This is a genomic window from Pseudomonas sp. SAS7, from assembly GCF_052112345.1.
GTDB lineage: Bacteria > Pseudomonadota > Gammaproteobacteria > Pseudomonadales > Pseudomonadaceae > Aquipseudomonas > Aquipseudomonas putida_Q.
The window spans coordinates 147,856-171,266 of the sequence record NZ_JBEGGO010000006.1; the positions used below are offsets into that span (position 1 = coordinate 147,856).

Sequence of the window (23,411 nt, forward strand, 5' to 3'; positions counted from 1 at the left end):
TCCTCATATAGGCCGTCATATTAGCCTAGTGGCCAAAGCACGCCCATTCACCGCTTCAAAGGTAAGCGCAATGGTCCAGCGCCTGGCGTGCTAAACTGCCAGCCGTTTTCAATGCCCTGCCCGGGCCTTTCACACGGTACCTTCATGGCCAAACGCCAGCTCAATCGCCGCCAGAACTGGCGGATCGAAAAAATCCAGGGCGAGCGCGCCGCTCGCGCCGCCAAACGCGAGCAGCATGCGCTGCAGGAACTGGAAGGCGGCGACCTGGGGCCAGAGCAACTGGGCCTGGTGATCGCGCACTTTGGCGTGCAGGTAGAGGTCGAAGCCCAGGATGGCGAAACCGCAGGCCAGGTGTTCCGCTGCCATTTGCGCGCCAACCTGCCGGCGCTGGTCACTGGCGACCGTGTCGTGTGGCGTGCGGGTAACCAGGGCATCGGCGTAATCGTGGCGCAGATGCCGCGCAGCACCGAGCTGTGCCGGCCTAACAACCACGGCCAACTCAAGCCGGTGGCCGCCAACGTCGACCTGATCGTGATCGTGTTCGCCCCTGCCCCCGAGCCGCACCCGAACCTGATCGACCGCTACCTGGTAGCTGCCGAGCACGCTGGCCTGCGCCCGCTGCTGCTGCTGAACAAGGCCGACCTGATCAACGACGAGAATGGCCCCGGGCTGCATGCGCTGCTGGAAGTCTACCGTGAACTGGGCTACCCGCTGCTGGAAGTATCGGCACACCAGGGTGACGGCATGCAGCGCCTGCAACAGCAACTCGACGGCCACATCAGTGTGTTCGTCGGCCAGTCGGGGGTGGGCAAGTCGTCGCTGGTCAACAGCCTGCTGCCAGATGCCGGCACCCGTGTCGGCGACCTGTCGGAATGGTCGGGCCAAGGTACTCACACCACCACCACGGCGCGGCTGTACCACTTCCCTAACGGCGGTGACCTGATCGACTCGCCGGGCATCCGCGAGTTCGGCCTCGGCCATGTCAGCCGCGACGACGTGGAAGATGGCTTCATCGAGTTCCGCGACCTGTTCGGCACCTGCCGCTTCCGCGACTGCAAGCATGACCGCGAACCGGGCTGCGCGCTGCTCAAGGCACTGGACGAGGGGCGCATCAAGCCGCAACGCATGAACAGCTACCGCTCGATCATCGCCAGCCTGACAGAAGACAGCTACTGATCGTTGTGAGCCTTACGCGGTCCTTGTAGGAGCGGCCTTGCGCCGCGAAAGGGCCGCAACGCGGCCCCAGATTCAACTTCGTGGCATTTATTGCGGGGGCCGCTGCGCGGCCCTTTCGCGGCGCAAGGCCGCTCCTACAGTACCGAGCAAGGCTTACTGCTCCTTGGCCTCATCCATCTTCAGCGTGCCATCTTCAAAGATGTTCAGCTTCTGGCGCAGCTCACGCGGTTGCATCGGTGCCTGCTCAGTTGCCCCGGGGGCTTGCGGTGCGCCAGCCCCTGGCGCAGCGCCAGTGGCTGGCGGTGCAGCAGGGTCGGCGGCCGGCGCTTCGGGCGCACCCTGCTCACCCTGCTCACCCTGCTCACCCTCGATATTGCGCTGGGCCTTCTTGGTCAGCACGATGATATCGATACGGCGGTTGACCGGGTTGAACGGGTCCTTGCGGTCGAACAGCGATGACGAGGCGTAACCCACCACCCGCGCCACCTGCCCGTCCGGGTAACCACCGGCCACCAGCGCACGGCGCGCAGCGTTGGCACGGTTGGCCGACAGTTCCCAGTTGCCGAACTCACCACTGCCGGCATACGGCTTGGCATCGGTGTGGCCACTGATGCTGACCTTGTTCGGCACCGCCTTGATGGTGTCGGCCATGGCCAGCAGGATGTCTTCAAAGTAGGGCTGCAAGCGGGCACTGCCGATGTCGAACATCGGCCGGTTCTCGGCATCCATGATCTGGATGCGCAGCCCGTCCTGGGTAATTTCGAACAGGATCTGGTCCTTGAACTTCTGCAGCTGCGGGTTTTCTTCCACCTTGTTCTGCAGTTCCTGCAGCAACAACTCCAGGCGCTCGCGCTCCACCTGCTCGGCCATGGTCTCGACCTGGTCCTTGCTCAGCTGGGTCGTGCTCTCGGGCATCGGCTCGGATTTCACTTCCGGGTTGATGGTTTTCTCCGGCGCCAGTTCAGGCGAGCCGCCCAGGTCGATGACATAGGGCGTGCCGCTTTCCGAGAAGCCGATTGGGTCCTTGAAGTAGCCAGCAATGGCAATCTTCTGCTCCGGCGTGGCCGTGGACATCAGCCACAGCACCAGGAAGAACGCCATCATTGCCGTAGCAAAGTCGGCAAACGCGATTTTCCAGGCGCCGCCGTGGTGGCCGCCGCCAAAGCGCTTGACGCGCTTTACGATGATGGGCTGATTGTTTTCCATGACTCAGCGACCGCGAACCGCTTGTTCCAGCTCGGCGAAACTTGGGCGATGCATGGGGTACAGCACCTTGCGCCCGAACTCCACGGCCAGCGAAGGTGGCATGCCCGAGGCCGAGGCAACCAGCGAAGCCTTGATCGATTCGTAGAGGTTCAGCTCTTCCTTGGCATCGTGCTCCAGGCACTTGGCCAACGGCCCGAAGAAGCCGTAGGCAGCCAGAATACCGAAGAAGGTACCCACCAGCGCCGCACCCACGTGCATGCCGATGGCCGCCTGGTCACCCTCGCCCAGCGAGGCCATGGTCACCACGATACCCAGTACCGCCGCGACAATACCAAAACCAGGCATGCCGTCAGCGATGCCGGTCACCGCATGGGACGGGTGCTCCAGCTCTTCCTTCATGCTCAGCAGCTCCATGTCGAACAGGCCCTCGAGTTCGTGCGGGGCCATGTTGCCGGTGGACATGATGCGCAGGTAGTCGCAGACAAACGCGGTCATGCGCTCGTCGGCCAGTACCGTCGGGTACTTGGCGAAGATCGGGCTGGCGGCGGCGTCCTCGATGTCGGCCTCGATGGCCATCATGCCTTCGCGACGGCTCTTGTTGAGGATCTCGTACACCAGGCCCAGCACCTCCAGGTAATAGGCATGGGTGAAGCGCGAGCCGAACATTTTCATCGACTTCTTGATGACGTGCATGGTCATGTGGCCAGGGTTGGCCTGCAGGAATGCACCAAAGGCCGCACCGCCGATGATCAGTACTTCGAACGGCTGGATGAGCGCTGCGATCTTGCCGTGGGAGAGCACGTAGCCGCCGAGCACGCTCGCGAATACGACGATGATGCCGATAATTTTAGCCATAGGTTCAAAGCACTTGCTGTCGTGGTCAGGGGAAGAGACGGGAGCTTTAAAACTCTTCTTCTACTTATCGGCAGAACTGCGCCAGACTATAGCCACTCAATGCGAAAAGCCAGTTCGGACTGATGTCAAAATGCCAATTGAAACCAAGGTGCCCGCTCAGGCCCCGCGTACGCTAGAAGCCTGGGTAAAGCTGCTGGAGAGTGTTCGCATCCCCGTGCCGAAGCACAGCTACGACCGGGTCATGGCCGCCATCCACGATAGCCGCCGCTCGCTGCGCGACATCGCCGAACTGATGCAGGATAGCCCGGCACTGGTGCTATCGGTGATGCGCGAAGCCAATCACCCCACCAACGCCAGCCAGGCCGAGCCCGCCGAAAGCCTGGAGGTCGCCCTCAACCGCCTGGGCCTGGAGCGCAGTGAGCAACTGCTCAAGCGCCTGCCCTCGCTGCCGGTCGAAGAAATCCCGCCCGTGCTCAGCCAGTTCCAGCTGATCAGCCAGCACGCCTCGCAGCAGGCCAGCGGCCTGTTCGCCAGCCGCCTGGCGCGGCTGTGGCAGGAAATCCACTGGGGCAGCCTGCTGTTCCTGTCACCACTATGGCCGTTGGCACTGGCCTACCCCAAGCTGCTCGATACCTGGGAGCTGCGGGTTATCCACAAAGGCGAGGACGCCGCCCAGGTAGAGGAAGAGCTGTTTGGCGTGCGCATCATGGCGCTGTGCCAGACCATGGCGGAGTACTGGCGCCTGCCGCAGTGGGTAACCCAGGGTTACCGCCTGCTGCTGGAAGAACGCGAACAACTGGCCCAGGTGCTGAGCATCGCCCGCGACGAAGACCTGCTGAGCCAGCAACACCGCCTGGATGCCGAGCCCGGCCTGCGCCGCTGGTTCAATCAGCCGGCCAACACCGTGCTGCTGGCCAACAACCTTGCGCTGGCGGCGCAAGTAGGCTGGGACAACCCGCACCTGCTGCGCTGGCAACTGCTGACGGCGCTGTACCTGCAGACCTCGCTGGAAGACGTGCAGCAGCAAGTGCACCAACAAGCTGCCGCCAGCGCCCGCCGCCACGCCAGGCATGCCCTGTTCCACCCGGCTGAAGCACTGATCTGGCCCTGGCACCAGCGCCGCCCGCACCCGGACATGCTGGCACCGCCACCGCCCAGCAGCGACGACCTGGCGCGTTGGCGCAAGCTGTGCCAGGACCTGCTGGCCCAGCCAAGCCCGTTCACCAATACCGTGCATCTGGCCACCCAGGTCCGCGAAGCCCTGCTGGCCTGCGGCATGCAACGCCTTATGCTGCTGAGCCTGGACAAGACCAGCGACTACCTGCGCGTGCAGCAGACCGCCGGCTTGCCCAAAGAGGCCGCAGCCCTGGCCCTGCAGGTGTCGCAAAACAAGCTGCTGCAAAAGCTGATGGCCCAGGCCGGGCAACTGCGCATTACCCCGGAAAACCACAGCCAGTTTTCGGCCCTGCTGCCTGCCCCGCTGCGTGCGCTGTTCCGCAGCGAGCACGTGCTGCTGCGCTCGCTGGCGGTGAACGACCAGGTGCTGATGCTGATGGTGGCCGACCAGGGCTGCCGGCCTTTGGCCGATATCAGCGTGCAGGCCTTCGGCAAGACTGCACAATGCACCGAGCGGGCACTGTCGGTGTTTGCCAACCGCAAGGGCTGAGCCTTGCGCTACAATCGCCCCTCTTTCCACACTGGAGACCGTGGATGACTGACTTTTCCGGCCTGCCCCTGGTGATCGAAGCCGCGGACCTGCTGCCACGCCTGGGTTCGCCACAGTTGATCCTGGTCGACCTGAGCAGTGCCAACCGCTATGTCAGCGGGCATATCCCCGGCGCACGCTTTGTCGAGGGCAAGCGTACCCAGCTTGGCCAGCCTCCAGCGCCCGGCCTGCTGCCGTCCCTGGGCGAACTGGAAAAACTGTTCAGCGAACTCGGCCACCGCGACGACGCTGTCTATGTGGTGTATGACGATGAAGGCGGGGGCTGGGCCGGGCGCTTCATCTGGCTGCTCGACGTGATTGGTCACAAGGCCTATCACTACCTCAATGGCGGTATCCAGGCCTGGCCGGCAGACACGCTGTCCACCGACGTGCCCGCCAGCGTCAACAGCCCGGTGCACCTGCGTATCGACAACGCACCCACTGCCACCCGCGAGTACCTGCAAAGCCGCCTGGGCGCCGATGACCTGGTCATCTGGGACGCCCGCGGCCCGCAGGAATTCAGCGGCGAGAAGGTATTGGCTGCCAAGGGCGGGCACATTCCCGGCGCGATCAACTTCGAGTGGACCGCCGGCATGGACCTCAACGACCACTTGCGCATTCGCCATGACATCAAACAGGTCCTTGAGCAATTGGGCATCACCCCTGACAAGGAAGTGATCACCCACTGCCAGACCCACCGCCGCTCCGGCTTCACTTATCTGGTGGCCAAGGCCCTCGGCTACCCACGCGTCAAGGCTTACGCCGGCTCGTGGAGCGAATGGGGCAACCACCCGGACACGCCTGTAGAAGTTTAAGGAACCTGCATGAAATCCCGTTTGTTCATCATCAGCCAGTACCTGCTGCCGCACCACCTGCTGTCGCGGCTGGCCGGCTGCATCGCCGAGTGCCGCGCGCGCTGGTTCAAGAATGCCTTCACCGCCTGGTTCGCCAAGCGCTACCAGGTCAACATGTCTGAAGCGCTGGTCGAGGACTTGAGCGCCTACGAGCACTTCAATGCGTTCTTCACCCGCGCCCTGAAGCCGGGTGCCCGCCCGCTGGACGAAACCCCGGGGGCCATCCTGTGCCCGGCCGACGGCGCCGTCAGCCAGCTCGGCCCGATCGAGCACGGCCGCATCTTCCAGGCCAAGGGCCACGGCTTCAGCGCGCAAGAGCTGCTGGGCGGTGACCCGGCCATGGCAGCGCCGTTCATGGGCGGCGAGTTTGCCACCATCTACCTTTCGCCCAAGGACTACCACCGCGTGCACATGCCGCTGGCCGGCACCCTGCGCGAAATGGTCTATGTGCCGGGCCGTCTGTTCTCGGTCAACCAGACCACTGCAGAGAACGTTCCCGAGCTGTTCGCCCGCAACGAGCGCGTGGTCTGCCTGTTCGACACCGAGCGCGGGCCGATGGCCGTGGTACTGGTGGGTGCGATGATCGTCGCCTCGATCGAAACCGTGTGGGCCGGGCTGGTCACGCCACCCAAGCGTGAGCTGAAGACCTTCCGTTACGACGAAGCCAGCCGCGCGCCGATCCACCTGGAGAAAGGTGCCGAGCTGGGCCGCTTCAAGCTGGGCTCGACCGCCATCGTGCTGTTCGGGCCGGAGCAGGTGAAGTGGGCTGAGAACCTGGGCGCTGGTTCTGCAGTGCGTATGGGGCAGCTGTTGGCGGCGCCTGTACCGGCTTGACCGTGTTTTTTGCTTCGAGGTGATCGGCGCGTGTTCTCCAGCGCCTGTGATATCGAGCGCCGCCCGCGCGGCGCTTCGCAGCACAAGGCTGCTCCTACATTTGTTTCGGGCCAATGATTTCTGAGGGGAAGGCGCGCGGTTCCTTGGCGTCCGCCTCGATGTCGCGTGGGACAAACAAGGCGGTCGCGTGCGCTGGTACAGGCTTGACTGGCCAGAAACAGATGTAGGAGCAGCCTTGTGCTGCGAAGCGCCGCGCGGGCGGCGCTCGGTCTCACAGGCGCTGAAAATACAACGGCAAACTAGCCGCGAGCGTCGCGGTCGCGCAGGCCCAACAGGTACAGCACACCATCCAGCCCCAGGGTGGAAATCGCCTGCTTGGCCGACTGGCGTACCAGCGGCTTGGCGCGGAACGCTACGCCCAGGCCGGCCAGCGACAGCATCGGCAGGTCGTTGGCGCCGTCACCCACGGCGATGGTCTGCTCCAGCTGCAAGCCTTCTTCACTGGCCAGCTGTTGCAGCAGCTCGGCCTTGCGCTGAGCATCGACGATCGGCTCGACAGCCACACCGGTCACCTTGCCGTCGACCACTTCCAGCTCGTTGGCGAACACATAGTCGATACCCAGGCGCGCCTGCACCTGGCGGGCAAAGTAGGTAAAGCCACCGGACAGGATCGCGGTCTTGTAACCCAGGCGCTTGAGCTCGGCGAACAGGTTTTCGGCACCCTCGGTCAGGCGCAGCGAGGCACCGATTTCGTCCAGCACACCCACATCCAGGCCCTTGAGCAGCGCCATGCGCTCCTTGAAGCTGGCGCGGAAGTCCAGCTCACCGCGCATGGCGCGCTCGGTGATGGCCGCCACCTGCTCACCCACGCCGGCCGCCTTGGCCAGTTCGTCGATGACTTCGGCTTCGATCAGCGTCGAGTCCATGTCGAACACCGCCAGGCGGCGGTTGCGGCGGAACAGGTCGTCCTTCTGGAAGGCGATGTCGATGCTCAGCGCTTCGGCCAGGGCAAAGAAGTCGGCACGCAGGGCCTGGGCATCGCTCGGCGCGCCGCGCACGGAGATTTCGATGGCCGCTTTGCCCTTTTCGGTTTCGGCATCCAGCGCCACACGCGCCGACAGACGCTCGATACGCTCGATGGTCAGGCCGTACTGGCTTATCACCGCACTCACCCGCTGCAGTTGCTCGGGGGTGATCTTGCGGCTGAGCAGGGTGACGATGTGGCGCGCCTCGCCCTGGCCGTCAGCCCAGTGCTGGTAGTCCGCCTCGGAAATCGGCGTGTAGCGGGCCTGCAGGTTCAGTTCATGGGCCTTGGCCTGCACGCTTTGCAGCAGGGCGGTAGCCACTTCGTTGTCCGGGATGTCGACCAGGATACCGAACGACAAAGTGCCGTGCATGACCGCCAGGCCGATGTCGAGGATGCTCACACCGCCCTGCAGCAGGACGCCGGTGATAGCCGCAGTGAGACCGGGACGGTCCTCACCGGTGATGTTGATCAGGACGATTTCGCGCACAACCTGGCTCCGACTTCGATGAAAAATGCGCATTCTACCGATTTTCCGTGACCATCGGGCGCCAACGATACTTTGCCGACAAAACCCGGGTCGCTATACTGCCCCACACTTTCTGCCATTAAGAGCCGAGCTCAGTGAACCGGCCCACGCCCGTCAAACCAGACAATTTCTTCCTGATGATCTATCGTGCCCTGAGTCAACGTCGCGTGCCGCTGGCATTGCGCATCGCTTGCACCAACATCTTCCTGGTCGCGCTGGCGCTGGTGATCTATGCCTGCGTGATGGGCCTGCAGTTCAAGCAGGCCATGCACGAGCAGGCTGATGCCCTTGGCCAGAGCCTGACCACCCAGACCGCCACCTCGGCGACCGAGTTGCTGGTGTCCAACGACATCCTCAGTCTCAACGTGCTGCTGGGCAACCTGGTGAAAAACCCGCTGGTGGCCCACGCGGCCATCTACAGCGTGGACAACCGCATCCTCGCCGAGGCCGGCCAGCGCCCGCGCAACAGCCTGCTGGGCGAAGCCGAGGGCCTGTACCAGACCAAGATCACCTTCCAGGACGTGACGGCCGGGCAACTGCGCATCAGCCTGGACATGAGCCAGTTCCAGCAGCCGATGCTGATCAGCCTGCAGAGCATGGGTATCATGGCGGCCATCCTGCTGGCACTGGCCCTTAGCCTGAGCCTGCGACAGGGCCGCTACATCACCCTGCCGCTGCTGCAGTTGCGGGTGTGGCTGCGTGACCCGCAGCCCCACACCCCGGCCACCGACCGCCAGGACGAGATCGGCGACATCGCCCGCCAGCTGCACGCGCGCCTGGCCCCACCGCCACCGCCGGAGCCAGAGCTGGAGGAAGAGGACGACGAGCATTTCGACGACTTCCACGACGCAGCGCCGGCCCCCAAGGCTGCCCCGCGCCCCAAGGTTGCCGCATTGGCCGAGGACGATGATGACGAAGCCTTTGCCGGCCTGCTGGACGACGACAGTGCACCCAAAGCCGCCCCGGTCGAATCTGACGAGCCGCAGTACAGCGCCGTACTTGCCGTGCAACTGGGCTCACAGGAACAACTGCGCCGCCTGCCGCGTACACGCCTGACCGAGCTGACTGACCGCTACCGCGATTGCCTGGAGCATGCTGCCTCGCTCTACGACGGTGAAACCCACACGCTCAACGACGGCAGCACCCTGGTGCTGTTCCACAGCCGCGACTGTGGCGAGGACTACCTGACCAACGCCATCTGCTGCGGCGAGCTGCTGCGCGCCCTGGGCCATGCCCTGCAGATCGAAGTGGCCGACAGCGGCATCACCCTTCAGCTGCAACTGGGCCTGGTCCTGGGCAACGACCTGCAAGGGCTGGAGCTGGTGGACCTGCTGATGGCCGAAAAGGTCCAGGATGCCCTGGCGCTGTCGCAGCACAGCCGCAACCTGTTGCTGGTGGAGCGGCAGATCAGCGATGACGCGCTGATTCGCCAGCGCGCCCGCATTCGCCCGATTGCCAGCCCTGAGGGTGCCTGCTGCGTGGAACGCTTGATGGAGCCTTACCCGTCGATGCTGGAGCGCCAGCTGGCCCGCATGCACGAGCGCCGCGCCTGACAGTTCCCCCTGTGGGAGCGGGCGCGCCCGCTCCCACAAAGGCCGCATCTATCCTTTGGATACAAAAAAGCCCGCAGAGATGCGGGCTTTTTTGTGGGTGTCAGTTCGATCAGAACCGATAAACTTCCATGTCGGTGCGAATCGGCGAGGCCATCGGGATCCTGGATTTCTCCGGCCCCTTCTTGACCTGCACCGGTGCAGCGGGCTTTTTCGGTGCTTCTTCGGCAATCGCCGGCTGGTTGGCCAGCGGCTTGACCGCTGTGCTCAGCTGTTCGGCCAGCTTTTGCAGCAGTTGGCCCTGGGCCTGAACCTGCGATGACTCGCTGCCCTCGTGCGGCTGCTCGAGGTGAACGATACGGTTGTCACGCACGTGGCCACGGCGATCCAGCAGACGCCACTGGGCATCCAGGATGGCCGGCTGGTTTTTCCCCGAGTCCAGGCGCGTGATCGACAACAGCACCTGCACGTCCGGGCTGAAGCCAGCGGTCGCCGGCGCCAGCACCACGCGCTGGCTGTCCAGGCGCCAGGCAAGTTGACGCACCAGCAGCTGGTCGATATCCGACGAAAGGCTACCCGCCCAGCGGCCGTCAGTCGCCGCGCTCAGGCTGCCGTCGGTCTGACGCTGCAGGAATGTCTCACGCTGCAGGTAATCGGCCACCGATACCGGGCCGAGTACCACGGCCATGCCCGCACTCTGCGACGGCTGGCCAGGATCACCACTGTCGAGCTGATACAGGGCAACCGGCTGATGCATGGTGCACCCGCCAAGGCCCAGCAGGCCAGTCATCAACAGCGCAAATGGAAGGCGCAGAAATTTCATCATCCCATCCAGGCGGCCGCCATAAGGCACACCGCAGTGATACATGTAGATTCAATCGGGCACACGGCCACGCCGGCACCGCAAGGGCCATATCATCCGCGAAATAACCGTCCGACTCCAGCATTTCTGCCCGGAACGGCGCTGAAATTGCCGTTCCAGACATTTCTGCCGTTACGCCGGCACTTCCACCTGCAACCCATCGACGCGCTGGAAGCCGCGCGGCAGCTTGCTGCCTCGCCGTCCGCGCTCGCCCTTGTAGTGCTCAAGATCGTCCGCTTTCAGAGACAGGGTACGCTTGCCGGCTTGCAATACAAGGGTCGCGCCGTCAGCAATCACTGCCAAATCGGTGACAAATTCTTCACGGCTGGCTACCCGGTCGCCCGGCACGCCAATGATCTTGTTACCCTTGCCCTTGCCCAGCTGCGGCAAGTCGCTGACCTTGAACACCAGCAGGCGGCCTTCGGTGGTCACCGCTGCCAGCCAGTCCTGCTCGCGATTGGCCACCGGGCGCGGGGTCATGACCTTGGCCCCGTTGGGCAGGCTGAGCAAACCCTTGCCTGCCTTGTTCTTGGCCTGCAAGTCTTCACCCTTGACCACGAAGCCGTAGCCCGCATCCGAGGCAACCACGTACAGCGCGTCGTCCTCCGGCAACAGCACGCACTCGAAGGTGGCGCCAGGCGGCGGCGTCAGGCGGCCGGTCAGCGGCTCGCCCTGACCACGTGCCGAGGGCAAGCTGTGAGCCGCCACCGAGTAGCTGCGGCCCGTAGAGTCGATGAGTACGGCAAACTGGTTGGAACGCCCGGCTGCGGCAGCCTTGAAGCCATCGCCGGCCTTGTACGACAAGCCGGTAGCGTCGATGTCGTGGCCTTTGGCGCAACGCACCCAGCCCTTCTCCGACAGCACCACGGTGACCGGCTCGGTCGGCATCAGCTCGTTTTCCGACAGGGCCTTGGCTTCGACGCGCTCGACGATTGGCGAACGGCGCGCGTCGCCGTAGGTTTCGGCATCCTTGATCAGTTCGCTGCGCACCAGCTTGCGCAGCTTGGCCTCGCTGCCCAGCAGCGCCTGCAGCTTGGCTTGTTCCTTGAGCAGTTCGTCCTGCTCGCCGCGGATTTTCATCTCTTCCAGGCGCGCCAGCTGACGCAGCCGGGTCTCGAGGATGTACTCGGCCTGGATTTCGCTCAGCTCGAAGCGGGCAATCAGGGCCTGCTTGGGGTGCTCCTCGGTACGGATGATGTGGATCACTTCATCCAGATTGAGGAATGCGGTGAGCAAACCATCCAGCAGGTGCAAGCGCCGCTCCACTTTGTCCAGGCGATGCTGCAGCCGGCGGCGGACAGTGTTGGTGCGAAACTCCAGCCACTCCACCAATATCGCACGCAGGTTCTTCAACTGCGGGCGGCCGTCCAGGCCAATGATATTGACGTTGACCCGGTAGCTGCTCTCCAGGTCGGTGGTGGCGAACAGGTGCTGCATCAGTTCGTCGGCATCCACACGGTTGGAGCGCGGGATGATGACGATGCGGCACGGGTTCTCGTGGTCGGATTCGTCACGCAGGTCCGCCACCATCGGCAGTTTCTTGGCCTGCATCTGTGCAGCGATCTGCTCCAGCACCTTGGCCCCGGAGACCTGGTGCGGCAGCGCAGTCACAACGATGTCGCCATCCTCGACGCGGTAAACGGCACGCATGCGGATCGAGCCGCGGCCGCTTTCGTACATCTTGAGGATTTCTGCCCGTGGCGTGATGATTTCCGCCTCGGTGGGGTAATCCGGCCCCTGGATGTGTTCGCACAATTGCTCGATGGTGGCCTTGGGCTCGTCGAGCAGGCGCACGCAGGCGCTGGCCACTTCACGCAGGTTGTGCGGCGGCACGTCGGTGGCCATGCCCACGGCGATACCGGTGGTCCCGTTGAGCAGGATGTTGGGCAGGCGCGCCGGCAGCACGGCCGGCTCCTGCAGGGTACCGTCAAAGTTCGGTACCCAGTCCACGGTGCCTTGGCCAACTTCGCTGAGCAGCACTTCGGCGTAGCGCGACAAACGCGCCTCGGTATAACGCATGGCGGCGAACGACTTCGGATCGTCCGGCGCACCCCAGTTACCCTGGCCGTCGACCAGGGTATAGCGGTAGCTGAACGGTTGCGCCATCAGCACCATGGCCTCGTAGCAGGCCGAGTCGCCGTGGGGGTGGAACTTGCCGAGCACGTCACCGACGGTACGCGCCGACTTCTTGTGCTTGGCATCGGCATCGAGCCCCAACTCGCTCATGGCATAGACGATGCGTCGCTGCACCGGCTTCAGGCCATCGCCGATGTGCGGCAAGGCGCGGTCCATGATCACGTACATGGAATAGTTGAGGTAGGCCTGTTCGGTGAAGTCAGCCAGCGAGCGGCGTTCGACGCCGTCCAGGCTGAGTTCCAGTGAGTCGCTCATGCGGGCCTCGTCATTTCAGGTTCTGGCGTAGCAGCATGGTGCCGCCACGCTGGGTAAATTCAAGTTGTTTCAGGGCACTCATGCCCAGCAATACGGTTTGCCCGTCCAGCCCCGGCACCACGGTGGCGCGCACGTCCTGCAGGCGGATATCGCCCAGTTGCAGGCTGGCCAGGCGCGTGCGGTAGCCTTCGGCGCGGCCATTGGCGGTGCTGAGCAGCACCGGGCTGCCGCGCTCAAGGTTCAGGTCACGGGCCAACGCCTCGGGGATCGCCACATCGGTGGCGCCGGTGTCGAGCATGAAATGCACCGCCTGGCCGTTGATGGCGCCATCCACCATGAAGTGGCCCTGGCCGTTGCCCAGCAGGCGCACTTCGACAAAGCCCTCGCCGTGTTCGGATTGCACCTGGGCATTGGGGTTGCGCTGGCTGTCTTCCCACTGGCCGAAAAAGCGCGTGGCAAGGAACATCGCGGCCGCCCAGGCGAGGACCATCAGCACCCTGCCCGCCCGTTTGCCCGGCGCCTGGCTCATGACTTGGCGCTCCAGCCACCTTCCGGTGCATCAAAGCGCCAGACGATCGGGCGCGTTTCGCCATCGGCGCGGGCGCCGTTGTTGTTGTCCAGGCCGATCCAGGCGCCCTTGGCATCGATCACAAGGGCTTCGGCCAGGCCGAACGGTTGCGGGTAACGGCGGGCCTCGACCAAGGCGTCGGCAGCAAACGACCAGCAGCGCTCTACCTTGCCGCTGTCGGTATCACGCCGGCAGACCCGGTAGGCATTGCGTTCGAGGGTGAACAGCTTGCCCTCGAACCAGGCCAGGTCGGCAAAATCACGCGACAGTGCCCGGGCATCGGGCATTTGCGCCGGCTGCATCTCGACCCCGGCCTCGCTCAGCAGCACACAGCTGCGCCCGCAAGTCCACACCGACTGCTGGCGTTCGATGGCCACCAGGCCACGGCGCTCGCGCTCTGCGGCCAGCCACAGGCGATCGCCCGCCGGGTTGATCGCCAAGCCTTCGAACAAAGCATTGAAGTTCAGCAGCATGCCGCTGGCACGGGCCTGGCGCACCATGGCCGGGTCGATCTTCAGCCAGTCCGGCTCGCCTTCCAGCGGTAACTGCAACACGGCGGCATGGGCTTCGCTGGCCAGGTACAGGTTACCCGCCTGGTCACAGGTGATGCCTTCGAAATCCAGCTCGCCCCCGCGAATGTACGACGCCGCCCAATTGCGTGACTTGAGGCCCCACGGCAGGCCGCTTTCCGGCGGCGGTGGCGGGGTAAAGGTCAGCGGTTGCGCGCGCCAGGCCGGTTTTTGCTGGTCGAAGCGGTAGATGCGGTCGTCGTCGCGGTCGGACACGCCCCACAGCCCGCCCCGGCATTCCACCAGGCCAGACAGGTTGCCACCACGCATGCCGTCTATCGGGTGCTCGGCACTGAGCTTCAGCTCCGGCCAGTTACCCGCCAGGGCAGGCAAGGTAACCAGCGCAAGGCAAACGGCAAGTACTTGCCGAATCAAACCATGACCTCGGCCAGGTTGCCTTTGGTCTCCAGCCAGCTCTTGCGGTCACCGGCGCGCTTCTTGGCCAGCAGCTTGTCCATCAGTTCGCAGGTGGCCTCAACGTCGTCCAGGGTCAGCTGCACCAGGCGCCGGGTGTTCGGGTCCATGGTGGTTTCACGCAGCTGTGGCGGGTTCATCTCGCCCAAACCCTTGAAGCGGGTCACCTGTGGCTTGCCGCGCTTCTTCTCGGCCACCAGGCGGTCGAGGATGCCGTCACGCTCGGCTTCGTCGAGGGCGTAGTAGATTTCCTTGCCCAGGTCGATGCGGTACAGCGGCGGCATGGCCACGTACACATGCCCGGCTTCGACCAGCGCCCGGAAGTGCTGGACGAACAGCGCGCACAGCAATGTGGCGATGTGCAGGCCGTCGGAGTCGGCGTCGGCGAGGATGCAGACTTTGCCGTAGCGCAGTTGCGCCAGGTCTGTGGCACCCGGGTCGACACCGATGGCCACGGCGATGTTGTGCACCTCCTGACTGGCCAGGACTTCGCCACCGTCCACTTCCCAGGTGTTGAGGATCTTGCCGCGCAGCGGCAGGATCGCCTGGTACTCCTTGTCCCGTGCCTGCTTGGCCGAGCCACCCGCCGAGTCACCCTCGACCAGGAACAGCTCGGCCCGCATCGGGTCCTGGCCAGCGCAATCGGCCAGCTTGCCCGGCAGCGCCGGGCCCTGGGTAATGCGCTTGCGCTCAACCTTCTTGCTGGCCTTGAGGCGGCGCCCGGCGTTGCTGATGGCCAGCTCGGCCAGTTGCATGCCCAGCTCGGGGTGGGCGTTCAGCCACAGGCTGAAGGCGTCCTTGACCACGCCGGAAACAAAGGCAGCCGCCTCGCGCGACGACAGGCGCTCTTTGGTCTGCCCGGAGAACTGCGGCTCCTGCATTTTCATCGAGAGCACGAAAGAGATGCGCTCCCAGATGTCCTCTGGCGCCAGCTTCACGCCACGCGGCAGCAGATTGCGGAACTCGCAGAACTCGCGCATGGCATCCAGCAGGCCCTGACGCAGGCCGTTGACATGGGTACCGCCCTGCGCGGTGGGGATCAGGTTGACGTAGCTTTCCTGCACGCTGTCGCCACCTTCTGGCAACCACAGCAAGGCCCAGTCTGCGGCTTCCTTGTTGCCCGCCAGGCTGCCGCAGAACGGCTCGTCAGGCAGGCGCTGGAACTCGCTGACCGCATCGACCAGGTACGAACGCAGGCCGTCTTCATAGTGCCACTCGACCTTCTCGCCGCTGGCCTTGTCTTCGAAGCTGACCAGCAGGCCCGGGCACAGTACGGCCTTGGCCTTGAGCACATGCTTGAGGCGGCTGATGGAGAACTTGGGCGAGTCGAAGTACTTGGGGTCGGGGCTGAAGTACACGCTGGTGCCGGTGTTGCGCTTGCCGACCGAGCCGACCACTTCCAGCTCGCTGGCCTTGAAGCCATCGGCGAAGGTCATCTGGTATTCGTTGCCGTCACGTTTGACGCGCACGCGCACCTGGGTGGACAGGGCGTTGACCACCGAGATACCCACACCGTGCAAACCACCGGAGAACTGGTAGTTCTTGTTGGAAAACTTGCCGCCGGCATGCAGCTTGGTAAGGATCAGCTCGACCCCGGACACGCCCTCTTCCGGGTGGATGTCCACCGGCATGCCACGGCCATCGTCGCTGACCTCCAGCGAATGGTCGGCATGCAGGATGACCTGCACCGAACGGGCGTGGCCAGCCAGGGCTTCGTCGACACTGTTGTCGATGACTTCCTGGGCCAGGTGGTTGGGGCGGCTGGTATCGGTGTACATGCCCGGCCGCTTGCGGACCGGGTCAAGGCCCGAGAGGACTTCGATGGCGTCTGCGTTATAGGCGCTAGCGCTGGGATTGGCCATAGGGTCTCGTCGTCAGTCTGGTGAGTGCAAAAAAGTCAAAATACAGAAAAATCGAGCGCCGCATACTGCCCGCGAGCAATACCGGCAAACGCCAGCAAAGCCGGCAGGCGCTCGGCGAAGCCCTGGAAGCTGTGGTCGCCGCCAGCCTGTATACGCAGCGCACATGCACGGTAATAGCGCTCGGCATGGCGATAGTCCAGGGTTTCATCGGCCGTCTGCAGCCACACTTGATAGCGGCTGGCATCTACCGGGGCCGGCACTTCCAGCTCGGCCAAGGCCTGTACGTGGTCGTGGGTCAGCTCCCAGGTTTCACCGCTGTAGTGATTGCGCTGAGTGCCCAGGTAGCCGTCAAAATGCTTGTGCGGCGTTACCGCCGGGTTCACCAACAGGGCCTTGAGGCCATGGCGCTCGGCCAGATGGGTGGCATAGTAGCCGCCGAGCGAACTGCCCACCAGCAGTGGCGCGCCCAGGTCGGCGATGGCAGCTTCAAGCTGGGCGATGGCCTGCCGCGGGTGGTGATGCAAGGCGGGCACACGTAGCTGGGCCGACAGGCCCAGTTGCTGCATCACGGCTTCGAGCTGGCGCGCCTTGGTTGAAAGCGGCGAGCTGTTGAAGCCATGGATATAGAGGATGGAACCCGACATGCTGCCCCCGGAATCTGTGGCTTCGCGCCTGATGATGCGGGCGCAGGGACGCGCAGTGTAGCGCGTTCGCCGGGTTTTGGCGCCGCACCGTGGTTTTAGCAACACATTCTTCAACAGACTTGAAAGTACCGGGAGCGCTCTGCGCCCCTTTCGCGGCACAAGGCCGCTCCCACAGGGATTCGCGATCTCCTGTGGGAGCGGCCTTGTGTCGCGAAAGGGCTGCGCAGCAGCCCCAAGATCCTCAATAACCTGGGCTATCGAAGTCGAGCTTCACATCGAAATCCAGCGCCCGCTCCACTCCGGTTTCCAACCGCCCGTCGGCGTGCAGGCGCAACCAGCGGTACCCGGGCTGCTCCTCGCTCACTTTGAAGTCTTCGCTGCGTGCCGCGAACTGAATACAGGTCGAAGGCGTGGCCAGCAGGCGCCGGCCCTCGCGCAGCTCATCCCATTCCTGATGCACATGCCCCCACAGCAGCGCCCGCACCTGTGGATAAGCCCCGACGATGTCGAACAGGGCCTGGGCATTGCGCAAGCCTATCGGCGCGATCCAGGCGCAGCCGATGTCCACCGGCTGATGGTGGAAACACACAAGGCAATGCCGTTCACCCGCCCCTTTCAAGGCGGTTTCCAGCACTGCCAACTGGTCACGCTCCAGCAGACCGTGTGTCGCGCCATGTACCGCCGTGTTGAGCATGACAATACGCCAGGCACCAATATCGGTTACCGCTTGCACAAGCTCCGGGGCCACTTCGGCCATGACCCGGGCCTCGTCATGGTTGCCCGGCAACCAGCGGGTGGGCACGGCAAACGGCGCAGTCAGATCCCGGAACGCTTCATAAGAGGCAACGCTGGCGTCCTGGGACAGGTCACCCGTGCACAACAGCAAGTCGACAAGCGGTTGCTCGCGCCGCACCTGGGCCACCACATGGCGCAGGCTGTCACGGGTATTGAGGCCCAGCATGCTGCCGGCCGGGTCGGCGAAAAGATGGGCGTCGGTCAGTTGCACCACATGAACAGGGCGCGTGTTGTCTGGGTACATGTCAGCGAACGCTTGCCAATTCGTGGCCACAAGCCAGGCAGTGGCTCAGCCATTCACCGAGGAACAGGTTGAGCTGGGCCTTTTCGTCCGGCTGGTGCATGGCCTCATTCGGATACGGGTAGATACTGCGCAGGCGCCGGGTGTGTTCGGCACTGACCACTTCGGCCATGCGTGCATCATGGTACACCTGCACTTCCAGGTGCGGCACCGGCAGCCATGGCAGGCTGTGCTCCTGACGCACATGCAGGGTGGTGGTGTACGGGCAGGCCAGCACCACGTCCAGTACCAGCACGCCGAGCATCTGGTCGCCCTGGGTCATGCCGATGCGGCGCGAGCTCTGGGTGGTACGCATGTCGGGCAACAGGCGCATCAGCCGGGCGTAGTTGGCCTCGCAGGCAGCCTGCAGCCCGACCAGGTCGACTCGATAGCGCTCGCGCAGCAGGTTCACTTCCACATACCTCGTACTTCGTCACGGTTCAGCGCCAGCCATTGCAAGCCGATGATAGTCGCCGCGTTGCAGATGCGCCCGTCGCGCACCGCCTGCAGGGCATCCTCGAACGACCACACGCGCACGCGGATGTCTTCGCCCTCTTCTTCCAGGCCATGCAGCCCGCCCGCGCCCTCGCTGCTGCATCGGCCAAGGAACAGGTGAACGTACTCGTCACTGCCGCCCGGCGACGGGAAGTAGCGGGTCATCGGCCACAGGGCGCTGAACGTCAGGCCGGCTTCTTCCTCGGCTTCGCGGTGGGCGACTTCCTCGGGTTGCTCATCCTTGTCGATCAGCCCGGCAACCATCTCGATCAGCCAGGGGTTGGCGACCTTGTCCAGTGCGCCGACGCGAAACTGCTCGATCAGCACCACTTCATCGCGCAACGGGTCGTAAGGCAGCACACACACCGCATCATGGCGCACAAACAGTTCGCGGCTTATCTCGCGGCCCATGCCACCGGCAAACAGCTCGTGGCGCAGGTGCACCTTGTCGAGCTTGTAGAAGCCCTGGAAGCAGTTGGCCCGCTTGACGATCTCGACCGCCTTGGGCACCGAATTCAACGTGTCTGACATGGAAATCCTCGTTACCTCAATTACCGCATCGCGCCATCCTACTCTGCACGCTTTCGCGTTTCACCCCTTTCCGGCAACCGTTCGCACACTCGGGACAGCACGTCTTCACTCTGTTAGCTTAGTGGCGAACTGAAGGCCGCGCAGACGGTCAAAGGCCGACTTTTCCCTGTTCTGCAAGGATCATCATGACACTTGTCAAACTGACTTCCGTGGCCGTGCTGGCACTCGCTCTGGGCGCCTGCCAGAGCCTGTTCACGCCCAACTACCGGGCCCCGCTCGAGGTCAAGCGCGACGCCTGGGAGCATGTCAAACCCGGCTGCAGCGAAAGCGACTGCCCGCTGGTGAACATCGACATGGTCCACTTCCCGGCCCTGCCCGCGCTCGACGGCATCGTCGAAAAACGCCTGCTGCAACTGACCGAAGACAATCAGCATGGCACCGCGCCAAGCACCTTGCAGGCCTACGAACAGCAATACCTGGCCAGTGCCGACAAACGTAACAGCAGTTATCTGCAAGCCAAGGTACGCGAGCAGCATGACGGGCTGGTGATCATCGAGTTGTCCAGCTACCTGGACAGCGGTGGCGCCCACGGCATGCCTGGGCGCGGCTTCATCAACTATTCGCGCAAGCTGGACAAGGTGCTGACCCTGCAGGACATGCTGGTGCCGGGCCAGGAGGACACCTTCTGGAAAACCGTCGAGGAGTCGCACCGCGCCTGGCTGATGAGCGTGGGCATGGACAAGGACGCCGAGTTCGTCAAAACCTGGCCGTTCAAGAAGTCGCCGCACATCGCCCTGACGTACGGCGCAGTAGTGGTCAAGTACGAGGTCTATGCCATCGCGCCCTATTCCATGGGCCACGTGGAACTGAAAATCCCCTACCCACGCCTGAATGGCGTACTCAAGCCTGAACTGTTTCCCGGCCGCGGCTAAGGCTCAGCAACCCATGCAGCACACCTGCCAGCAGCAATGCTGGCAGGGTAGCCCCCAGCTCCGGTGCCTGCGCGGCAATCAGGTGGTAGACCGCCACCCCCGTAAACCAGGCCACCAGCGCCTGCCAGTGCAAACCGCCGACCTGTGCCGGCAAGCGGCGACGACGAACCACGTAGTGGTCCATCAACACCACGCCGAACAGCGGCGCGAACACCGAACCGATCAGCAGCAGGAAGTTCTCGTACTGGGCCAGTGGCGCCAGCAGGGCGATCAGGGTGCACAGCACGCCGATGGCCAGCGCCAGGTGCTCGACCTTCACAGGCACCAGCACGCCGGTGGAAACCGCTGCCGAGTGGATGTCGGCGAAGGCCTTTTCCGACTCGTCCAGCAGAATCAGCAGCAACGGAATACCCATGCCGGCGCCGGCCAGGGCCAGCAGCAAGGCATTGACCTCGCCACTGGCTGCGAAGGCCAGGGTGTAGGCCACGCCCAGGCTCATCAGCCAAGTGTTGCCGATGAAATAGCCAATGACCGTGCCGCCGAACACGTGCTTGCCGTTGCGGGCGAAGCGCGAGTAGTCGGCGATCAGCGGCAGCCAGGACAGCGGCATGGCGATGACGATGTCGAAGCCCACGGCCAGCGACATCGACCCGTCACCGGCGCGGCCCCACAGTTCAGCCAGGTCGGCCTTGGCGAACAGGTTCCAGGTCAGCCACAGGCAAGCGCCCAGCAGCACCCAGAGACCCCAGGCGCGCAGCACTTTGCGCACGAAGGCCAGCGGCCCGCTGACGGCCAGCAAGGTGGCCAGGGCACCGAAACACAGCGTCCAGAGCATCGGGCTGTTCCAGGCACTGCCCTCGCCGAACGCCCGCGCGCCCAGCAGGCTGGCGGCATCGCGCATGACGATGATCTCGAAGGCGCCCCAACCTACCAGTTGCAGCAGGTTGAGCACAGCCGGCAAGCGCGCGCCATGGCTGCCCAGGCTGAGCTTCAGGGTGCCCATGGCGGACAGGCCGGTGTCGCTGCCGATGACGCCGGCGGCGCCCAGCAACAGCACACCCACGCCGGTGCCCAGAGCGATGGCCAGCACCGCGCCGGCAAGGCCAAGGCCTGGGGCGAGCATGGCGCCGACTTGCAGCACCATCAGGCCGATGCCAAGGGAGAACCACAGCGAGAACAGGTCGCGGGCGCCGAAGATGCGCTGGTGGGTGGGGACCGGGTGGTCGGGGGAGAATTGGCTGGGGGTGGTCATGCTTGCTGGCACTCGGCAGAGGAATATGGATGTACGCGGTCGTTGTAGGAGCGGCCTTGTGTCGCGATGGGCCGCAAAGCGGCCCCCGGTTTCAGCTTCACCGCTGATAATGCCGGGGCCGCTTTGCGGCCCATCGCGACACAAGGCCGCTCCTACAGGGGGCAGCTATGCAGTCAGACTTTCTGGTACAGCTGGCTGCCTTCCTGGCGGAAACGCTCGGCCTGCTCGCGCATGCCTTGCTCGACCGTCACATCCACGGCCTCGATCTTGGCAGCGTACTCACGCACTTCCTGGGTGATTTTCATCGAGCAGAACTTCGGCCCGCACATCGAGCAGAAGTGCGCAACCTTGGCCGATTCCTTCGGCAGGGTCTCGTCGTGGAAGGCACGGGCAGTGTCCGGGTCCAGGCCCAGGTTGAACTGGTCTTCCCAACGGAACTCGAAACGCGCCTTGGACAGGGCGTTGTCGCGAATCTGCGCGCCCGGGTGGCCCTTGGCAAGGTCGGCGGCGTGGGCGGCGATCTTGTAGGTGATGATGCCGGTCTTGACGTCGTCCTTGTTCGGCAGGCCCAGGTGTTCCTTGGGCGTGACGTAGCAGAGCATGGCGCAACCGAACCAGCCGATCATCGCCGCACCAATGCCCGAGGTGATGTGGTCGTAGCCCGGTGCAATGTCGGTGGTCAGCGGGCCGAGGGTGTAGAACGGCGCCTCGTCGCAGCACTCCAGCTGCTTGTCCATGTTCTCCTTGATCAACTGCATCGGCACGTGGCCCGGGCCTTCGATCATGCACTGCACGTCGTGCTTCCAGGCAATCTTGGTCAGCTCGCCGAGGGTTTCCAGCTCACCGAACTGCGCGGCGTCGTTGGCATCGGCGATGGAGCCGGGGCGCAGGCCGTCACCCAGCGAGAAGCTGACGTCGTAGGCCTTCATGATTTCGCAGATTTCGTCGAAGTGCGTGTACAGGAAGTTTTCCTTGTGGTGCGCCAGGCACCACTTGGCCATGATCGAGCCACCGCGGCTGACGATGCCGGTGACGCGCTTGGCAGTCAGCGGCACATAGCGCAGCAGCACACCGGCATGGATGGTGAAGTAGTCCACGCCCTGCTCGGCCTGCTCGATCAGGGTGTCGCGGAACAGCTCCCAGGTCAGGTCTTCGGCCACGCCGTTGACCTTTTCCAGGGCCTGGTAGATCGGCACGGTACCGATCGGCACCGGCGAGTTGCGGATGATCCACTCGCGGGTTTCGTGAATGTGCTTGCCGGTGGACAGGTCCATGACCGTGTCCGAGCCCCAGCGGATGCCCCAGGTCAGCTTGGCCACTTCTTCCTCGATCGAGGACCCCAGGGCACTGTTGCCGATGTTGCCGTTGATCTTCACCAGGAAGTTGCGGCCGATGATCATCGGCTCCACTTCCGGGTGGTTGATGTTGGCCGGGATGATCGCGCGGCCACGGGCGATTTCCTGGCGGACGAATTCGGGGGTGATTTCTTTCGGGATGTTGGCACCGAAGCTGTGGCCGGCGTGCTGCTCGTTCAGCAGGCCAGCGGCGCGGGCTTCTTGCAGCTTCATGTTTTCGCGGATGGCGACGTATTCCATCTCGGCGGTGATGATGCCCTGGCGGGCATAGTGCATCTGCGAGACGTTGGCGCCAGCCTTGGCACGGCGCGGGTTGCGCACGTGGGCGAAGCGCAGCTTGGCCAGTTCGGCGTCGTTCAGGCGCTGCTGGCCGAAGTCGGAGCTAAGCCCGCCCAGGCGCTCGGTGTCACCACGGGCGTCGATCCAGGCCGAGCGCACATCGGCCAGGCCCTTGCGCACATCAATGATCACGTTGGGGTCGGTGTACGGGCCGGACGTGTCGTAGACCAGTACCGGCGCGTTGGTTTCGCCGCCAAAATCGGTCGGGGTATCGTCCAGGCTGATTTCACGCATGGGCACGCGGATGTCCGGGCGCGAGCCTTCGACGTAGATCTTGCGCGAGCGCGGGAACGGTTGCACGGACTGCTGATCGACTTGTGCCGATTCGCTGAGGTTGATCGCTTTTTCTTGTTTGGTCATCACAGGCTCTCCAGACGGCTTCCTAGCAG

20 protein-coding genes are annotated in these 23,411 nt (G+C 64.2%); 6 read left to right on the top strand and 14 right to left on the bottom strand.

Translation table 11 applies throughout. The features are described from left to right. Positions 1 to 144: 144 nt before the first annotated feature. Positions 145 to 1,176, top strand: a complete 1,032-nt coding sequence (rsgA, locus tag ABI582_RS11975) for a small ribosomal subunit biogenesis GTPase RsgA (RefSeq protein WP_016501891.1) — start codon at positions 145 to 147, stop codon at positions 1,174 to 1,176. Positions 1,177 to 1,329: 153 nt separating this feature from the next. Here the strand turns inward: rsgA and motB are convergent, their stop codons facing one another. Beyond that, entirely contained in the window at positions 1,330 to 2,382 is a 1,053-nt protein-coding gene (gene motB / locus ABI582_RS11980; protein ID WP_442119272.1) for a flagellar motor protein MotB, read from the bottom strand. Positions 2,383 to 2,385: 3 nt separating this feature from the next. Further along, positions 2,386 to 3,237: a flagellar motor stator protein MotA gene (gene motA / locus ABI582_RS11985; protein WP_016489455.1), complete on the bottom strand. Its 852-nt coding sequence runs from the start codon at positions 3,235 to 3,237 to the stop codon at positions 2,386 to 2,388. 130 nt (positions 3,238 to 3,367) lie between these two features. Between motA and ABI582_RS11990 the strand changes: the two genes are divergently transcribed. From ABI582_RS11990 to asd, 3 genes are read left to right on the top strand one after another with little or no spacing between them, the layout of a single operon-like run. After that, entirely contained in the window at positions 3,368 to 4,903 is a 1,536-nt protein-coding gene (locus ABI582_RS11990; RefSeq protein ID WP_442119273.1) for an HDOD domain-containing protein, read from the top strand. A 44-nt stretch (positions 4,904 to 4,947) separates the two neighbouring features. Beyond that, on the top strand, positions 4,948 to 5,757 hold the full coding sequence (locus tag ABI582_RS11995) for a rhodanese-like domain-containing protein (protein WP_442119274.1): 810 nt from the start codon (positions 4,948 to 4,950) through the stop codon (positions 5,755 to 5,757). A 9-nt stretch (positions 5,758 to 5,766) separates the two neighbouring features. Continuing rightward, positions 5,767 to 6,630, top strand: coding sequence for an archaetidylserine decarboxylase (gene asd, locus ABI582_RS12000; RefSeq protein ID WP_442119275.1), 864 nt, complete (start codon positions 5,767 to 5,769; stop codon positions 6,628 to 6,630). Positions 6,631 to 6,929: 299 nt separating this feature from the next. On the opposite strand, the gene serB is transcribed toward asd, so the two are convergent. Continuing rightward, positions 6,930 to 8,144 (bottom strand): phosphoserine phosphatase SerB, encoded by a 1,215-nt coding sequence (serB, locus tag ABI582_RS12005; RefSeq protein ID WP_442119276.1) that lies wholly within the window; start codon positions 8,142 to 8,144, stop codon positions 6,930 to 6,932. A gap of 134 nt (positions 8,145 to 8,278) precedes the next feature. Between serB and ABI582_RS12010 the strand changes: the two genes are divergently transcribed. Next, positions 8,279 to 9,736: a histidine kinase gene (locus tag ABI582_RS12010; RefSeq protein WP_442119277.1), complete on the top strand. Its 1,458-nt coding sequence runs from the start codon at positions 8,279 to 8,281 to the stop codon at positions 9,734 to 9,736. A gap of 109 nt (positions 9,737 to 9,845) precedes the next feature. Here the strand turns inward: ABI582_RS12010 and ABI582_RS12015 are convergent, their stop codons facing one another. The 9 genes from ABI582_RS12015 to ABI582_RS12055 all read right to left on the bottom strand — a co-directional run bounded on the left by ABI582_RS12015 (position 9,846) and on the right by ABI582_RS12055 (position 19,144). Next, a complete protein-coding gene (locus ABI582_RS12015; protein ID WP_258654179.1) occupies positions 9,846 to 10,556 on the bottom strand; it encodes a PqiC family protein in 711 nt (236 codons plus the stop codon). 171 nt (positions 10,557 to 10,727) lie between these two features. Beyond that, positions 10,728 to 12,986, bottom strand: a complete 2,259-nt coding sequence (parC, locus tag ABI582_RS12020; RefSeq protein WP_258654180.1) for a DNA topoisomerase IV subunit A — start codon at positions 12,984 to 12,986, stop codon at positions 10,728 to 10,730. 10 nt (positions 12,987 to 12,996) lie between these two features. Next, the gene (locus ABI582_RS12025; RefSeq protein ID WP_338745416.1) at positions 12,997 to 13,515 is read right to left on the bottom strand and encodes a retropepsin-like aspartic protease family protein; all 519 of its coding nucleotides are present in this window, start codon (positions 13,513 to 13,515) and stop codon (positions 12,997 to 12,999) included. After that, entirely contained in the window at positions 13,512 to 14,498 is a 987-nt protein-coding gene (locus ABI582_RS12030; protein WP_442119278.1) for an esterase-like activity of phytase family protein, read from the bottom strand. The genes ABI582_RS12025 and ABI582_RS12030 overlap by 4 nt, the downstream gene beginning before the upstream one ends. After that, complete coding sequence (gene parE, locus ABI582_RS12035; protein WP_016501902.1) at positions 14,495 to 16,399, bottom strand: DNA topoisomerase IV subunit B; 1,905 nt, start codon at positions 16,397 to 16,399, stop codon at positions 14,495 to 14,497. Before parE ends, ABI582_RS12030 begins: the two co-directional genes overlap by 4 nt. A 35-nt stretch (positions 16,400 to 16,434) precedes the next feature. After that, a complete protein-coding gene (locus ABI582_RS12040) occupies positions 16,435 to 17,043 on the bottom strand; it encodes a YqiA/YcfP family alpha/beta fold hydrolase (RefSeq protein ID WP_442119279.1) in 609 nt (202 codons plus the stop codon). A gap of 241 nt (positions 17,044 to 17,284) precedes the next feature. Then, positions 17,285 to 18,082 carry a 3',5'-cyclic-AMP phosphodiesterase gene (gene cpdA, locus ABI582_RS12045; RefSeq protein WP_442119280.1) on the bottom strand — a complete coding sequence of 266 codons (798 nt, stop codon included), beginning with the start codon at positions 18,080 to 18,082 and terminating at the stop codon, positions 17,285 to 17,287. A gap of 1 nt (position 18,083) precedes the next feature. Then, the gene (locus tag ABI582_RS12050) at positions 18,084 to 18,536 is read right to left on the bottom strand and encodes a DUF1249 domain-containing protein (protein ID WP_016501905.1); all 453 of its coding nucleotides are present in this window, start codon (positions 18,534 to 18,536) and stop codon (positions 18,084 to 18,086) included. Beyond that, a complete protein-coding gene (locus ABI582_RS12055) occupies positions 18,527 to 19,144 on the bottom strand; it encodes an NUDIX domain-containing protein (protein WP_016501906.1) in 618 nt (205 codons plus the stop codon). The genes ABI582_RS12050 and ABI582_RS12055 overlap by 10 nt, the downstream gene beginning before the upstream one ends. A gap of 185 nt (positions 19,145 to 19,329) precedes the next feature. Here ABI582_RS12055 and ABI582_RS12060 point away from each other — a divergent pair, with 185 nt between their 5' ends. Further along, positions 19,330 to 20,076 (top strand): RsiV family protein, encoded by a 747-nt coding sequence (locus ABI582_RS12060; protein ID WP_043198160.1) that lies wholly within the window; start codon positions 19,330 to 19,332, stop codon positions 20,074 to 20,076. Here ABI582_RS12060 and cytX read toward each other — a convergent pair. Both cytX and thiC read right to left on the bottom strand, forming a co-directional pair. Then, positions 20,045 to 21,328 carry a putative hydroxymethylpyrimidine transporter CytX gene (gene cytX / locus ABI582_RS12065; RefSeq protein WP_442119281.1) on the bottom strand — a complete coding sequence of 428 codons (1,284 nt, stop codon included), beginning with the start codon at positions 21,326 to 21,328 and terminating at the stop codon, positions 20,045 to 20,047. The genes ABI582_RS12060 and cytX overlap by 32 nt on opposite strands. Before the next feature lie 173 nt (positions 21,329 to 21,501). Then, a complete protein-coding gene (thiC, locus tag ABI582_RS12070; protein ID WP_063423398.1) occupies positions 21,502 to 23,382 on the bottom strand; it encodes a phosphomethylpyrimidine synthase ThiC in 1,881 nt (626 codons plus the stop codon). Positions 23,383 to 23,411 lie beyond the last annotated feature (29 nt).